This window comes from Microbacterium paludicola (genome assembly GCF_039529675.1).
In the GTDB taxonomy this organism is placed as follows: Bacteria; Actinomycetota; Actinomycetes; order Actinomycetales; family Microbacteriaceae; genus Microbacterium; species Microbacterium paludicola.
In genome coordinates this window covers 12,168-26,535 of the sequence record NZ_BAAANG010000019.1, presented here as the reverse complement: position 1 = coordinate 26,535, position 14,368 = coordinate 12,168, and the positions used below count along the sequence as shown (strand labels likewise).

13 protein-coding genes are annotated in these 14,368 nt (G+C 69.7%); 6 read left to right on the top strand and 7 right to left on the bottom strand.

The annotated features are described in order from the left end of the window. Positions 1-232 precede the first annotated feature (232 nt). Positions 233-889 (top strand): pentapeptide repeat-containing protein, encoded by a 657-nt coding sequence (locus ABD161_RS09765; protein WP_135112211.1) that lies wholly within the window; start codon positions 233-235, stop codon positions 887-889. 111 nt (positions 890-1,000) lie between these two features. Here the strand turns inward: ABD161_RS09765 and ABD161_RS09760 are convergent, their stop codons facing one another. After that, positions 1,001-1,828, bottom strand: a complete 828-nt coding sequence (locus ABD161_RS09760; RefSeq protein WP_344001983.1) for an endonuclease domain-containing protein — start codon at positions 1,826-1,828, stop codon at positions 1,001-1,003. Between the two features lie 159 nt (positions 1,829-1,987). On the opposite strand from ABD161_RS09760, the gene ABD161_RS09755 reads away from it, so the two are divergent. The 3 genes from ABD161_RS09755 (at position 1,988) to ABD161_RS09745 (ending at position 5,739) form a co-directional block, all read left to right on the top strand. Beyond that, the gene (locus ABD161_RS09755) at positions 1,988-2,755 is read left to right on the top strand and encodes a 2-phosphosulfolactate phosphatase (RefSeq protein WP_344001980.1); all 768 of its coding nucleotides are present in this window, start codon (positions 1,988-1,990) and stop codon (positions 2,753-2,755) included. Positions 2,756-2,932: 177 nt separating this feature from the next. Then, entirely contained in the window at positions 2,933-5,497 is a 2,565-nt protein-coding gene (valS, locus tag ABD161_RS09750) for a valine--tRNA ligase (RefSeq protein ID WP_344001977.1), read from the top strand. After that, on the top strand, positions 5,497-5,739 hold the full coding sequence (locus ABD161_RS09745) for a hypothetical protein (protein ID WP_344002492.1): 243 nt from the start codon (positions 5,497-5,499) through the stop codon (positions 5,737-5,739). Before valS ends, ABD161_RS09745 begins: the two co-directional genes overlap by 1 nt. A 60-nt stretch (positions 5,740-5,799) precedes the next feature. On the opposite strand, the gene ABD161_RS09740 is transcribed toward ABD161_RS09745, so the two are convergent. Both ABD161_RS09740 and ABD161_RS09735 read right to left on the bottom strand, forming a co-directional pair. Continuing rightward, complete coding sequence (locus ABD161_RS09740; RefSeq protein ID WP_344001974.1) at positions 5,800-6,024, bottom strand: hypothetical protein; 225 nt, start codon at positions 6,022-6,024, stop codon at positions 5,800-5,802. Continuing rightward, on the bottom strand, positions 6,021-6,629 hold the full coding sequence (locus ABD161_RS09735; RefSeq protein ID WP_344001971.1) for a helix-turn-helix domain-containing protein: 609 nt from the start codon (positions 6,627-6,629) through the stop codon (positions 6,021-6,023). Before ABD161_RS09735 ends, ABD161_RS09740 begins: the two co-directional genes overlap by 4 nt. A gap of 81 nt (positions 6,630-6,710) precedes the next feature. Here ABD161_RS09735 and ABD161_RS09730 point away from each other — a divergent pair, with 81 nt between their 5' ends. Both ABD161_RS09730 and ABD161_RS09725 read left to right on the top strand, forming a co-directional pair. Continuing rightward, positions 6,711-8,774 (top strand): M3 family metallopeptidase, encoded by a 2,064-nt coding sequence (locus tag ABD161_RS09730; protein ID WP_344001968.1) that lies wholly within the window; start codon positions 6,711-6,713, stop codon positions 8,772-8,774. A gap of 63 nt (positions 8,775-8,837) precedes the next feature. Continuing rightward, complete coding sequence (locus ABD161_RS09725) at positions 8,838-9,416, top strand: carboxymuconolactone decarboxylase family protein (protein ID WP_344001965.1); 579 nt, start codon at positions 8,838-8,840, stop codon at positions 9,414-9,416. A 24-nt stretch (positions 9,417-9,440) separates the two neighbouring features. Here ABD161_RS09725 and ABD161_RS09720 read toward each other — a convergent pair whose 3' ends face one another. The 4 genes from ABD161_RS09720 to ABD161_RS09705 form a co-directional block, all read right to left on the bottom strand. Then, complete coding sequence (locus ABD161_RS09720; protein ID WP_344001962.1) at positions 9,441-10,553, bottom strand: epoxide hydrolase family protein; 1,113 nt, start codon at positions 10,551-10,553, stop codon at positions 9,441-9,443. Positions 10,554-10,609: 56 nt separating this feature from the next. Next, a complete protein-coding gene (locus tag ABD161_RS09715) occupies positions 10,610-11,386 on the bottom strand; it encodes a hypothetical protein (RefSeq protein WP_344001959.1) in 777 nt (258 codons plus the stop codon). A gap of 51 nt (positions 11,387-11,437) precedes the next feature. Next, positions 11,438-12,709 (bottom strand): ATP-dependent Clp protease ATP-binding subunit ClpX, encoded by a 1,272-nt coding sequence (clpX, locus tag ABD161_RS09710; RefSeq protein WP_344001956.1) that lies wholly within the window; start codon positions 12,707-12,709, stop codon positions 11,438-11,440. A 114-nt stretch (positions 12,710-12,823) separates the two neighbouring features. Continuing rightward, on the bottom strand, positions 12,824-14,299 hold the full coding sequence (locus ABD161_RS09705; protein WP_344001953.1) for an APC family permease: 1,476 nt from the start codon (positions 14,297-14,299) through the stop codon (positions 12,824-12,826). Between the last annotated feature and the right edge of the window lie 69 nt (positions 14,300-14,368).

The following is a 14,368-nucleotide window of genomic DNA, read 5'->3' as shown; positions in this document are numbered from 1 at the left end:
GTGACGGTCTGCGAGGACGACCTCTGCCGACGAACGACAGGTGCCGCGGTACCACCCCGCGTTGCGTGGTGCCGAAGCACCGCGCCGCTTTCACTGCGGCTGTGACGGGCCTGCCCCGCGCGGTTCTACTGGGGCCGAAGCCTGTTCTTCCGCGAGCTCCCCGGTGATGGCCGGATCGATGCCGTTCCCTCGATTCTACGGGGTCGCCGCCGTCCGGGGATACCGTGGCGGAATGGCCAGATCCGTCGTCCGTCCCGCCCCGCCCCGCGTCTCGTCGCCCGATCTGCCGAATCGGCTCGAGGATGGCGTCCCGAGGCGCGGGATGGATGCGCACCAGCAGCGCTTCGCCGGGCTCGACGCTTCCGTGGATCTCGCGCATGCGTCGCTCGAGGAGTGCGCGATCGACGACGCCGCCGTCGACTCGCTCGATCTGCTCGGAGCGACCCTGATCGACGTGTCGGTCTCGAACCTGCGGGCGGCGTCCGTGTCGGCGCGCGACACGACGATCCGGCGTCTGCGCGTCACCGGTGGCCGCATCGGCACGCTCGATCTCACGGGAGCGCAGGTCGCGGAACTCGAGCTGCGCGACGTCCGCATCGACTATCTGACGCTCGCCGGATCGCGCGCGGAGGACATCCTGGTCTCCGGGTGCACGATCCGCGCCCTGGATCTGCCGCACGCGACGCTCACGCGCGTCGCCTTCGACGACTGCCGGGTGGACGAGGTCGATCCGCGCGGAATGCGCTCGGCCGACGTCGACCTGCGCGGGCTCGACGCCGTGGGCTTCCTCGACGTGCTCTCGCTGCGCGGCGTCACCCTCTCGTCGCTCCAGGTCGAGCGTCTCGCCCCGGTCTTCGCCGTGGCGGCCGGCATCGACGTCCGCGACTGAGGCTCCCGCGCTACGGTCCGAAAGTACGGACGATGCCTGAAACGACGGAGCAGGATGCCGGATCCGCTCCGTCGTTTCGGATCCTGTCCGTCGATCCGGCCATGCTCGACGTCACGACCGCGCGAGGTGAAGGCCCTGCGCGACGGCGAGGGCGATCACGTCATGCACCGACGGCCAGTCGTCGAGGATCTGCCGGTAGCTCACGCGGATGACGTGGTAGCCCATGAGCTTGAGCTGCGCGTCGTGGGCGTTGTCCGCGTCCCGCTGCGGACCGATGTGGTGCCCGCCGTCGATCTGGAGGACGAGCCGATCGCCGATCAGCAGGTCCACGGGACGTCCGGCGATCACGACCTGTCGGCGCAGGGGCAGCTTCAACCATCTGAGTCGCGGGATCACGACCGTCTCCAGCCCCGAGTCGGCGAAGGGCAGCGCCGCGTCGAGCACCCGTCGTGCACGCTCGCTCAGACGCAGATTGCGCATGACATCCAGGTCGATCAGGTTCGACCGCATCGCGGATTCCCACACCACCAGCGCCTTCTCGAACGGCTGGCACTCCGCGATCAGCACGAGTGTGTTCTCGATGCCGTCCTCGAGCGTTCCCGGAGCCCGCGGAACGACTGGGCGCGCCCAATGGACATGCGCCGCCGTCTTGCGCGGCAGGCGCTGATCCGGCCGCGCAGCCACGTGGTGCTTGTCGCTGCCGAAGGTCCACAGCCCGACCCGCTCGGCGCGGGTCACACACGAGATCACCACGCCCAGCTCCGCGGCGACGCGAAGGAACGGGTCGGCCGTCGGCAGCGCCACCCACCCGTTGGCGGGGCGAATGAGCTGCTTCTGTCTCTTGGCCCTCTTGAGTGCGGATGAGGTCACCCCGGCGTCGAGCACGTCTCTCACGCGGGCGATGCCGCCGAGTTCGGCGACGACGGCGATCGGATCCATACTCGACGGTCTCGCATCGTCGAGCGGGTCGAAGGTGATCGCCGCTCGCTGAGTGACTGTTCGCGTAATCCGGTCCCCTGTGGACGAGACGTGATGGTCTCCGGGGGGTCAGGATCGGCGGCTGGCGCCCGACCACGTACCGGGATAGCCTCCTCCGCTGTGGCGGATCTCTTCGGGCAAGGCGACTTCGGTGTGCGGCTCGAATGGGGTCGGGCGGGTGCGCGCGCCACTCGGCCGGACATCGCAGTGGTGGTGGACGTCCTGAGCTTCACCACATCGGTGACGGTCGCCGTCGGGCGCGGCATGCAGGTCTTCCCGTTCCGCTGGCAGGGAGCAGAGGCTCATCGCTTCGCCGATGACCACGATGCCGAGCTGGCAATGGGACGTCTGGAACCGGCCAGGCCCGGAGCGGTTCCCGCGCCGTCGCTCTCGCCGGCGCACCTCCTGACGTGCGACCTCGTCCCCCGTCTCGTACTGCCGTCACCCAACGGCTCGACGATCGCGGCCGAGCTGACGCATGGGCATTCCTCCGTCGTCGCCGGATGCCTGCGCAATGCCGGCGCGGTTGCCGAGTGGCTCAGTCCGGCTGCCGCCGCGGGACGATCGATCGCGGTGATCCCGGCCGGCGAGCGCTGGGACCACGACGATTCTCTGCGCCCCGCGTTGGAGGACCACCTCGGGGCGGGGGCCATCCTGTCGGCGCTCGCCGCGCTCGGTCACGACGGCTCTTTCAGCCCCGAAGCCGAGGCCGCGGCCGAGCTCTTCGACGCCAGCGGGATCCGCTTCGCAGATCGCGTCCGCAACTGCACCAGCGGTCGCGAGCTGATCAGCAAGGGCTTCGGTGAGGACGTGGAAGTCGCCATCGACGCCGATGCCTCTGCTGCTGTCCCGATCCTCGACGCGGGCGCGTTCACCGCTGCCGACTGACCCGAATCTACGGATGACAGCCGGATCTCCGGATCAATATCGCTGATCTCATCCGGAGAGCTGGGAATCGTCCGTCGTTTCGGACCGGATGGCACCATCCGGCAGGCCGGTAGACTCGAGGCACAACCCCACACTCAGGCACGCAGACACCGTGCCGCATATAACGAGGAGATCCTTATGGCCGCCATTCCCGACAAGCCCGCGCTCGAGGGTCTCGAATCGAAGTGGGGATCCGCCTGGGAAGAGCAGGGCACGTACCTGTTCGACCGTGATGCGGCGAAGGCCGCCGGTCGCGCGGGCGTCTACTCGGTCGACACTCCCCCGCCCACGGCGTCGGGATCGCTGCACATCGGCCACGTGTTCTCGTACACGCACACAGACGTCAAGGCGCGCTTCGAGCGCATGCGCGGCAAGACCGTGTTCTACCCGATCGGCTGGGACGACAACGGCCTGCCGACCGAGCGCCGTGTGCAGAACTACTACGGCGTGCGATGCGACCCGTCGCTTCCGTACGACCCCGACTTCACGCCGCCGTTCGAGGGGAACGCCAAGAGCCTGAAGGCCGCCGACCAGGTGCCCGTCAGCCGCCGCAACTTCATCGAGCTGTGCGAGACCCTCACCGTCGAGGACGAGAAGACCTTCGAGGAGGTCTGGCGCGCGCTCGGCCTCTCGGTCGACTGGACGCAGACGTACCGCACGATCTCGGACGACACCATCCGGACGAGCCAGCTCGCGTTCCTGCGCTCGGCCGACCGCGGCGAGGCGTACCGGGCCCTCGCGCCGACGCTGTGGGATGTCGACTTCCGCAGTGCGATCGCGCAGGCCGAGCTCGAGGATCGCGAGCAGCAGGCGTCCTTCCACCGGATCGCGTTCGCGAAGACGGATGGATCGGGCGACATCGAGATCATGACGACGCGCCCGGAGCTGCTCGCGGCGTGTGTCGCGCTCGTGGCGCACCCCGACGACGAGCGCTACCAGCCCTACTTCGGCAAGACCGTGACGACCCCGGTCTTCGGCGTCGAGGTCCCGGTGCTGCCGCACCCGCTCGCGCAGCCCGACAAGGGCACCGGCATCGCGATGATCTGCACCTTCGGCGACGTCACGGACATGATCTGGTGGCGCGAGCTGGATCTGCCGATCCGCACGATCATCGGCCTCGACGGCCGCGTCGTCGCCGACGCCCCCGAGGCGATCACGACCGACGAGGGCAAGGCCGCGTACGCCGAGCTCGTGGGCCTGACGGTCTTCAGCGCGAAGAAGAAGATGGCCGAACTGCTCGAGGCGTCCGGTCGCCTGCTCGAGGTGGGCAAGCCCTTCATGCACCCCGTGAAGTTCTTCGAGAAGGGCGACCGCCCGCTCGAGATCGTCTCGACCAAGCAGTGGTACCTGACGAACGGCGCGCGCGACGAGAAGCTCAAGGAGCGTCTGCTCGAGCTCGGCCGCCAGATCGAGTGGCACCCCGAGTTCATGCGCGTCCGCTACGAGAACTGGGTGAACGGCCTCACCGGCGACTGGCTCGTCTCGCGCCAGCGGTTCTTCGGCGTGCCGATCCCCGTCTGGTACGCGCTGGATGAGAACGGCGACCAGAGCGACGTCCTGTTCGCGACCCCCGACCAGCTGCCCGTCGACCCGTCGACGGATGTGCCTGCCGGCTTCACCGAGGAACAGCGTGGCGTGCCGGGCGGGTTCATCGGCGAGACGGATGTGCTCGACACCTGGGCCACGTCCTCGCTCACGCCGCAGATCGTCGGCGGCTGGCAGCGCGACGAGGAGCTCTGGAACCTCGTGGCGCCGTTTGACGTGCGCCCGCAGGGCCAGGACATCATCCGCACGTGGCTGTTCTCGACGCTGCTGCGCAGCGCGCTCGAGGATGACCGCACCCCGTGGGCGAACGCCTCGATCTCGGGCTTCATCGTCGACCCCGACCGCAAGAAGATGTCGAAGTCGAAGGGCAATGTCGTCACCCCGGCGGACATCCTCGCGCAGCACGGCTCCGACGCGGTGCGCTACTGGGCGGCCTCGAGCCGGCTCGGCACCGACGCGGCGTTCGACCCGCAGAACCCGACGCAGATCAAGATCGGTCGCCGTCTCGCGATCAAGCTGCTCAACGCGGCGAAGTTCGTGCTCGGCTTCCCGGTGCCGGATGGCGCCGAGGTGACCGAGCCCCTCGACCTGTCGATGCTCGCCACGCTCGATCGCGTCGTCGCCGATGCCACCAAGGCGCTGGAGGCGTACGACCACGCCCGAGCGCTCGAGGTGTCGGAGTCGTTCTTCTGGACGTTCTGCGACGACTACCTCGAGCTCGTCAAGGAGCGTGCGTACGACCAGGCCAACCCCGGCCAGGCCTCGGCGGCGCTCGCCCTGCGCACGGCGCTCGAGACGCTGATCCGCCTGTTCGCCCCGGTGCTGGCGTTCGCTGCCGAGGAGACGTGGTCGTGGTTCCGCGAGGGATCCGTCCACACCGCCGGATGGCCGACGCCCGCGGGCGTCGAGGGCGACCTCGCGGTGCTCACCGCCGCGAGCGAGGCCCTGATCGGCGTCCGGCGCGCGAAGACCGAGGCGAAGGCGTCGCAGAAGACCCCCGTGGCCTTCGCGGCGATCGCCGCCCCCGCGGCCACCGCCGCGGCCCTGCGCCTGGCGGCCGGCGACCTGAAGGCCGTGGGGCGCATCCAGGAACTCGAGATCACCGACGGCGAGGAGTTCGCGGTGACGCGCATCGACCTCGCGGAGACGGAGGCATGATGCAGCTCGGAACCCGTTGGACGGCAGGATCGCAGCCGCCCGCATCGGTGCCCGCGGAGCTTCGCGAGACGATCGCGAAGGTCGAGGAGCACCTTCTCGAAGGCCCGAAGCCCGGGTGGACGCTGACCTGGCTCGAGGGGCGCCCGATCGCCGAGCTCGACACGGGCGTCACCGTCTCGCTCGCGCCGGACGGCCGGGCCGTGGTGGGTCACATCGACGGCATGGACGACGACGAGCGCTGACCGGATGCACGAAGGCGCCTGACTTCCGCGGAAGCTCAGGCCCCTTCGTCGTCTCCGGGGTCAGAGCCGGGGGACGTCGCGCGCCATGGCGCGCATCGCGGCGAGCCGGCTCTCGCCGAGCAGGCGCTCGCGCTCGAGATCGGCGAGCAGTCGTGCATCGCGGCGCATCGCCCGACGATGGATGTACGCCGCGAGTGCATCGGCCGCGCGCAGCGCGAACCGCTCGCTCGGCGTGATGCGCAGCGATTGGATCGCGGCGCGCGGGTACAGCGTGACAGCGGTCATGAGGCACCTCCGAGCTGGCGCAGCGGAAAGAGGTCGGCGCGGATGGTGACGCTGCGCACGTCCTCACCCTCCTGATCGCGGTAGCGTTCGCCGGCCGCGGTGATGAGGGCCTCGATCTGGTCGGCGATCTCGGCGAGCTGGGCCGGCGTCATCCGGGCCGTCGTGGTGAAGGAGGAGGCGACGTCGCGCCACTCCTCCGGTTCGCGGTCGGCGCGGCGGGTGAAGAAGTCGAGCGTCTCCTCGTTGCGGAGACGGTGGAACTCCGAGGTCGCGGCCTGGAGCGCGGCGCGGCCGGCGGGCGAACGGGTGTCGTCCGTGTCGCCCCACGCCGTGGAGCCCTTCGGCCGCTCCCACCAGCGCTCGCGGCCCGTGCTGCGCTCGGGGATCTCGCGGATCAGCTCCTGCTTGGCGAGGATCCGCAGGTGGTAGCTCGTGGATCCGGACGACTCCCCCGTCAGCTCGGCCAGCGTGCTCGAGGTCTGCGGCCCGTGCTGGCTCAGGATGTCGAAGATCCGCATGCGGAGCGGATGCCCCAGCGCGCGCAGCGCCGCGACATCGAGGACACGGCGCTCGCGGGTCGGCTGTTCGGGCTGCTCATCCGTCATGTCCCCCAGCGTACGACCGCAAAGGTTTCTTTGCAACAGCTTCTTTGCAGAGGTTTCCTTGCCGTTGGCTAGGGTGGAGGAATGACCGACGCCCCCGCCTTCAACCCGCTGCTCGCCCCGTCGCCGCTCCCCTACGGCGTGCCCGACTACGCGGCGATCGAGCCGGCGCACTACCTTCCCGCATTCGAGGCCGCGTTCGCGGCCCATCGCGCCGAGGTGGAGGCGATCGCGTCACGGGATGACGAGCCGACGTTCGAGAACACCCTGCTCGCGCTCGAGCAGGCGGGCGCGCAGCTCGAGCGCGTCATCCTGGCGTTCTACACGGTCAGCTCGTCCGACGCGACGCCCGAGATCCAGGCGATCGACGAGCAGCTCGCGCCGCTTATGGCCGCGCACACCGACGCCATCCAGCTCGACGGCCGCCTCTACGCGCGCATCCGCGCCCTGCACGAGCGACTCGACGATCTGGACCTGGATGCCGAGTCGCGGCGGCTCGTCGAGCGTCACTTCCGCGAGATGACGCACGCCGGCGCCGCGCTCGACGACTCCGCCAAGGAGCGCCTGACCGCGCTCAACCGCCGCCTGTCCGAGCTCACGACGCAGTTCGAGAAGAACCTCCTCGCGGACACGAACGAGCTCGCGGTGGCGTTCGACGACGTTGCGGAGCTCGACGGCCTGACGGAGGGTGAGCTGTCGGCCGCGGTCGAGGCGGCGCGAGAGCGCGGCCTCGAGGGCAAGTGGCTCGTGACCCTGACCCTGTTCTCGGGTCATCCGTACCTCGCGCAGCTGACGAGCCGCGCGTCGCGCGAGCGCATCATGGCCGCCTCGCGCGCCCGGGCATCTCGGGGCGACGTTCACGACAACAGCGCCGTGCTGCTCGAGATCGTCCGGCTGCGCGCCGAGCGCGCCGAGCTGCTCGGCTACGCGTCGCACGCGGCCTACGTCACCGCGGATCAGACGGCGGGAACGCCCGAGGCGGTGCAGTCGCTGCTGAGGCAGCTCGCGATTCCCGCCGCGCGCAACGCTCAGGCCGAGAAGGCCGCGCTGCAGCGCCTCATCGACGCGACCGCGGCCGAGCCCTACCCGCTCGAGGCGCACGACTGGGCGTTCTGGACCGAGAAGGTGCGCTCCGCGGAGTACGACATCGACGCGGCCGCGCTGCGCCCCTGGTTCGAGGCGGAGCGCGTTCTGCAGGATGGCGTCTTCCGCGCGGCGAACCTGCTCTACGGTCTGACGTTCCGCGAGCGCGCCGACATCCCCGCCTACCACCCCGACACCCGCACGTTCGAGATCTTCAACGAGGACGGATCGGCGCTTGGCCTGTACGTGCTGGATCTGTACACGCGCGACACGAAGCGCGGCGGGGCCTGGATGAACTCGATCGTCAAGCAGTCGGCCCTGCGCGGCACTCAGCCCGTCGTGGTCAACAACCTCAACGTGCCGAAGCCGGCGGCGGGGTCGCCGACGCTGCTGACGCTCGATCAGGTCACGACGCTGTTCCACGAGTTCGGCCACGCGCTGCATGGCCTGTTCGCCACCGTGACCTACCCGCACTTCGCCGCGACGGCTGTGCACCGCGACTTCGTGGAGTTCCCGAGCCAGGTCAACGAGATGTGGATCCTCTGGCCCGAGGTGCTGGCGGAGTATGCCGTGCACCATGAGACCGGCGAACCGCTGCCCACAGACGTGGTCGAGCGCCTGCGTGCGACCGAGACGTTCAACCAGGGCTTCGCGACGAGCGAGTACCTCGCCGCGGCGTGGCTCGATCAGGCGTGGCACTCGCTGTCGCGCGCCGAGGCCGACGCGGTCACCGACGTCGACGCGTTCGAGGCCGCGGCCCTCGCCGACATCGGTCTCGACGAGCCCGCCGTCCCGCCGCGCTATTCGTCCACGTACTTCGCGCACGTGTTCTCGGGCGGCTACAGCGCGGGGTACTACTCCTACATCTGGGCCGAGGTGCTCGACGCCGACACCGTGGAGTGGTTTCGCGAGAACGGCGGCCTCACCCGCGCGAACGGCGACCGGTTCCGGCAGCGCCTGCTCGGTGTCGGCGGCGCCAAGGATCCCCTCGAGGCCTACCGCGACTTCCGAGGCCGCGACGCCGAGATCACGCCACTGCTGACGCGCCGCGGCCTGACCGCCTGAGCATCTGTCGCGCCTGCCGCGCCGGGTCTACGCTTCGCGCAGGAGACCCGAGCGGAGGACGCCATGTACCTGGAGACGGTGTCGGACGAGGCGGCGGACGGCGAGATCGCGGAGATCTACGCCGCGGAGCGCGCCGACATGGGCATGGTCATGAACGCCACGCGCAGCCTGTCGGCGCGGCCGGACATGGCGGCACCCGTCGAGAGGCTGCTCCATCAGCTGCGTGACGGCTTCTCGCTGGGCCTCGAGGCGTTTCGGATGATCACGCTCGTCGTGGCGAAGCACGTGCCGTCCAGCTACTGCAGTCACGTGTACTTCCGCGGGCTGACGCGGTTCGTGGGGCGCGAGCAGGCGCTCGCAATCCAGAGCGATCACCGCACCGCGGGTCTGAGCGCGCGCGACGTCGCGATGCTCGACTACGCGGAGCAGATCGCGACCGACGCCTCGCGCATCGGCGAGGCCGACATCCAGCGTCTGCGGGACCTCGGCTTCAGCGACCTCAATATCGCCGACATCGCGTACGCCGCGGCGTTCCGGTGCTTTCTCAGCCGGTACTTCGACGCGGTCGGCGCGACCGCCGAGCCAGACCTCCTCGATGACGACCCCGCTGTGCGGGCGCAGCTCGCGGTCGGCAAGCGCTGACCGGCACGCCGGGGACGCCGGGGCTCAGCGCAGCGTCGCCGCGAACGCCCGGACGCGGTCGGCCATCTCGCGCGGCACCTCGGCGATCGTGAAGTGCCCACCCCGCTCGAGACGCTCGAACACGCGCAGGTCGAGATAGTAGCGGCGCGCGAGGACCTCCGGATAGTCGTGCTCATGGCGCTGGATGAACACGGCGGCGGGCACGGTGACCGGCGGGATCGGGCCGGGGGTGTCGGCGCCCTCGTGATACGGCCGGAACGACGTCGCGATGCTCTGGGTGACCCAGTAGATCATCGCCTCCGTCAGGATGCGATCGCGCGAGATGACCGACTCGAGCCGTGCCGGATCGTCGCCTGGGACGTCCGCCCACTCGGCGAGCTTCTCGGCGATCCAGGCGAGCAGGCCCGCCGGAGAGTCGTTCAGCGCGGCCGCGAGGGTGTCGGGGCGCGCCCACTGCACGTGACCGTACGACCCGTTCGGCCCGTGCTCGGCGTTCAGCCGCGCGAAGAACGCTCGCACCGCGGGATCGTCGTTCGCCTCACGCTCGGCCGGGGTGCCGAAGTGCGCATGCGTCGCGACGATGCCGGCGACCTGATCCGGATGCGTCGCCGCGATCAGGTCGCTGACGTTCGCCGAGACGTCCTCGCCGTACGTGAGGTACGACCCGTAGCCGAGCACGTCGGTCATCAGCGCGTGCATGGTCGCCGCGAAGCGCGCTTCATCCGCCGGTCCGTCCGCGTACGGCGGCGAGAATGCGAAGCCCGGCAGGCTGGCGACCACGACGTGGAAGTCGGTCAGCAGCGCCGCGAAGTCGAGCTGCAGCGCGAAGGTGTGCGGCCAGCCGTGCATCACAAGCAGCGCGGGCGCATCGGCCGCGTCGGAGCGAAGGTGCGCGAAGTGGATCGTCGCGCCGTCGACGTCGGCGAGGAACTGCGGGAATCCACCCAGCCATTCCTCGCGGGCGCGCCAGTCCCACGTGGCCCATGCATCGACGAGGTCGCGCAGCCAGTCAGCCGTCATCCCCGACGGCATCCGCCGCGGCGAGTCGGGAAGCAGCCTGGTGCGCATCAGGCGCTCACGCAGGTCCGCGAGCACGGCGTCGGGCACGTGGAGCCGGAAGGGTCGGATGTCGGTCATGCGCGCACGCTACGCGCGGGCACCGACATCGGCGTCGGCGCCTGCCACCACAGCGCTCAGTCGAACGAGATCGCGTGCCCGTCGGTCAGCGGCCGCGGCGAGACGAGCGAGCCATCCAGGAGAACCCGGTCGCCCAGGCGCTCGGCGAGTTCGATGGTGAACGGCGTCGTGGGGTTCGAGGGGCAGGTCTGCGGCCCGCCCTCGGGACGGATGCCGATGCGCACCGTCACGGAGGCGTCCGTCTCCTCCAGCGAGATCAGCTCGATCCGGCCCGCGGCGTCCCGCCCGCTGTTGCAGGCCCCCTCGGTGACGAGGAGCGCGATCGTGGTGTCATCCGGTGACGGGAGAGCGGCCAGGTCGCGCTGGACCAGGGCTCCGGTCAGGGGCGCAGGGTCCAGCGACAGCGCGCACGACGACAGCTGCCCGTAGGAGGGGATGTCCCCGAGCTCGGTCGTCGCGGTGAAGAGCTCGTGATCGTGCAGCTCGCCGTTGCCGTAGAGATCGGCGGGCTCCGCCAGGGGCCGGATGAGCGTGACCCTCGCCGAACTCTCGCTCACGATCGACCACGAGGCGAGGTCGTCCACGGTCACGGGGTCTCCCAGGTCGTCCGTCGCGCCCGCCACAAGCGCCGCGGGCTCCGGCGACAGCTCGTCGGCGCTGCGGGCTTCGCGGTACGCCGCGGAGTCGATCGGCGCTCCCCCGCACACGTACGGCGACGAGACGCCGGACGCCGCCCCGCCCGGCGAACCGGCGACCGAGGGCGATGCGCATCCGGAGGCCGCACCGGACAGCACGACAACGGCGAGCAGCGCGTACGCGCGCGAAGTCCTCATACCGAGGAGTGTCCCTGACGGAGCGTACGTCTCACACCCGTCGGGACGAGATCAGGCCGACTTCTTCTTCTGCGCGAGCACGAACGTCGGATCGGCGCCGTCCTCGACCGAGGCGCGCGTCACGATCACCTTCGCCACGTCGTCATTCGAAGGGATGTCGAACATGATCGGGCCGAGCACGTCCTCGAGGATCGCGCGGAGACCGCGCGCACCGGTCTTGCGCAGCACCGCCAGATCCGCGATGGCGCGCAGTGCGTCCTCTTCGAACTCGAGCTGCACGCCGTCGAGCTCGAACATGCGCTGGTACTGCTTGACCAGCGCGTTGCGCGGAACGGTCAGGATCTCCATCAGCGCGTCCTGATCGAGCGGCTGCACCGAGGCGATGACGGGAAGCCGGCCGATGAACTCGGGGATCAGGCCGAACTTGTGCAGGTCCTCCGGGAGCACCTCGCCGAAGAGGGAGCTGTCGTCGTTCTTGTCGTGCAGCGGGGCGCCGAAGCCGACGCCGTGCTTGCCGACACGGGCGGAGATGATGTCCTCCAGGCCCGCGAAGGCGCCGGCCACGATGAACAGCACGTTCGTGGTGTCGATCTGGATGAACTCCTGGTGCGGGTGCTTGCGCCCACCCTGCGGAGGAACCGAGGCGACCGTGCCCTCGAGGATCTTCAGCAGCGCCTGCTGCACACCCTCGCCCGAGACGTCGCGCGTGATCGACGGGTTCTCGGCCTTGCGGGCGATCTTGTCGACCTCGTCGATGTAGATGATGCCGGTCTGGGCGCGCTTGACGTCGAAGTCGGCGGCCTGCAGCAGCTTGAGGAGGATGTTCTCGACGTCCTCGCCGACGTAGCCCGCTTCAGTCAGCGCGGTGGCGTCGGCGACGGCGAACGGCACGTTGAGACGCTTCGCCAGCGTCTGCGCCAGATACGTCTTGCCGCAGCCGGTGGGGCCGAGCATCAGGATGTTGCTCTTCGCGACCTCGACGTCCTCGGCCTTCTGGTCTGCCGCCTTGAGCTCACCACGGGCGCGCACGCGCTTGTAGTGGTTGTACACCGCGACCGCGAGGGCCCGCTTGGCGGGGTCCTGGCCGATGACGTACTCCTCCAGGAACGCGAAGATCTCGCGGGGCTTGGGAAGGTCGAACTCGGCCACCTCGCCGGTACCGGCCGACTCGGCCATCCGCTCTTCGATGATCTCGTTGCACAACTCGACGCATTCGTCGCAGATGTACACGCCGGGGCCGGCGATCAGCTGCTGCACCTGCTTCTGGCTCTTGCCGCAGAAGGAGCACTTGAAGAGGTCGGCGCTCTCACCGATACGTGCCATGCGTGTCCTCCTCGGACCTTTCCGTTCGAGTCCCCCTGAGCCTAACCGCTGCCACCGACACCGGGACCGCGGCACGCGCCGTTTTCGGTGTCGGTCCTGTCACGGCCCTCCGGATCATGTCCCCGACGAGGTCCGCCCGCGCCTCGCCGCGATCTCCGCGAGCAGGATCGCCTCGGTGTCCGGTCCCGCCTTGATGCCACCCGGCAGCCGGAAGGCGAACGCGACGCCGACCAGCATCCAGACCCCGAAGATCAGGTACGACTGCCAGGCGAGAGTGATGCTGATGGGCGTGAGCCCCGGGATGTAGAGCAGGAAGAGAAGCACGCACAGCACGCTCGCCGCGACGCCCACGACCATGCCGGTCGTGCGGCCCCGACCGACGCGGAAGGGCCGCTCCATCCCGGGATCCTTGATCCGCAGCAGGCAGAAGGACAGCGCCACGAGCGCGTAGGCGAGCACGATCATCGGCGAGCCGCCGTCCACGGCCCAGCCCAGCATGGCCGTGCCGCCGAACGGCGCGATCACCGACAGGGCGCCGATGAAGAGGATGGCGTTCGACGGCGTCCGGTAGCGCGGATGGATCCTGCCGAACCACGCGGGGATCATCCCGGACACCGACATCGCCCAGAGCAGCCGCGACGCACCCAGCAGGAATCCGATCCACGACGTCAGGATGCCCGCGAGCCCGCCCGCGATCACGACGCGGCCCCAGAAGTCGGCGCCCAGCATGATCGCCAGCGCGTCGGCGGTGACGAGGTCGAACGCCGCGAGTTCGCTCGCGGGCATGGCGAGCGAGGTCACGAAGATGACGATCAGGTAGAACGCGACGGCCATCGAGACCGACAGGATCAGGATCCGCCCGATCCTGCGCGGCGGCAGGTCGATCTCCTCGGCCGCCTGCGGGATCACGTCGAAGCCGACGAACAGGAACGGCACCGCGCCCAGCACGATCGCGAATCCCGCGACGCCGCCCACGAAGGCCGGCTCGGTGTTGGCGATGTCACCGCCCGCGAACCCGCCGAAGACGAGCAGCGCCGCGACGAGCAGCAGGAACGACACCACGAAGGTCTGCACCAGCGACGTGATCTTGACGCCGCGGATGTTGATCCACGTGACGGCGATCGCCGCGACGACGCCGACGAGCGCCCACGGCAGCCCGACCTCGAAGCCGGCGATCGTGTACATCGGCATGAGCGAGGCGAGCCCGGGGAACAGGTAGTCGAACGTGCGCGGGGTCGCCACCGCCTCGAACAGGATGACGGTGATGTAGCCGCCGGTGATGGCCCAGGATCCCACCAGGGACCACCGAGGCCCCATGCCGCGCATCAGGTAGTTGTGCTCGCCGCCCGCTCGCGGCATCGCCGACACGAGCTCGGAGTAGACGAGGCCGACGAGCACCATGATGGCGCCGCCGACGACGAACGCGAGCATCGCTCCCCAGGTTCCCGCGGTGGTGAGCCATCCGCTCGTCAGGGTGATCCAACCGAAGCCGATCATCGCCCCGAACCCCACGAACAGGGCGTCGACGGAGCCCATCGCCTTCACGAATCCGCCCTCGCGGTGTCCGCCCTCGGTCTGAACGCCGATCATTGCCCCGCCTCTCATCCGCGTCATTGCGGCCCATCCTGCCGGGCCGGGATGTCGAGGACATTACCGCGC

Bases quoted from the DNA above. Each gene is read 5' to 3' on its own strand.
- ABD161_RS09765 (WP_135112211.1), top strand. From the start codon at position 233: ATGGCCAGATCCGTCGTCCGTCCCGCCCCGCCCCGCGTCTCGTCGCCC.
- ABD161_RS09760 (WP_344001983.1), bottom strand. From the start codon at position 1,828: ATGGATCCGATCGCCGTCGTCGCCGAACTCGGCGGCATCGCCCGCGTG.
- valS (WP_344001977.1), top strand. From the start codon at position 2,933: ATGGCCGCCATTCCCGACAAGCCCGCGCTCGAGGGTCTCGAATCGAAG.
- ABD161_RS09745 (WP_344002492.1), top strand. From the start codon at position 5,497: ATGCAGCTCGGAACCCGTTGGACGGCAGGATCGCAGCCGCCCGCATCG.
- ABD161_RS09740 (WP_344001974.1), bottom strand. From the start codon at position 6,024: ATGACCGCTGTCACGCTGTACCCGCGCGCCGCGATCCAATCGCTGCGC.
- ABD161_RS09735 (WP_344001971.1), bottom strand. From the start codon at position 6,629: ATGACGGATGAGCAGCCCGAACAGCCGACCCGCGAGCGCCGTGTCCTC.
- ABD161_RS09730 (WP_344001968.1), top strand. From the start codon at position 6,711: ATGACCGACGCCCCCGCCTTCAACCCGCTGCTCGCCCCGTCGCCGCTC.
- ABD161_RS09725 (WP_344001965.1), top strand. From the start codon at position 8,838: ATGTACCTGGAGACGGTGTCGGACGAGGCGGCGGACGGCGAGATCGCG.
- ABD161_RS09720 (WP_344001962.1), bottom strand. From the start codon at position 10,553: ATGACCGACATCCGACCCTTCCGGCTCCACGTGCCCGACGCCGTGCTC.
- ABD161_RS09715 (WP_344001959.1), bottom strand. From the start codon at position 11,386: ATGAGGACTTCGCGCGCGTACGCGCTGCTCGCCGTTGTCGTGCTGTCC.
- clpX (WP_344001956.1), bottom strand. From the start codon at position 12,709: ATGGCACGTATCGGTGAGAGCGCCGACCTCTTCAAGTGCTCCTTCTGC.
- ABD161_RS09705 (WP_344001953.1), bottom strand. From the start codon at position 14,299: ATGATCGGCGTTCAGACCGAGGGCGGACACCGCGAGGGCGGATTCGTG.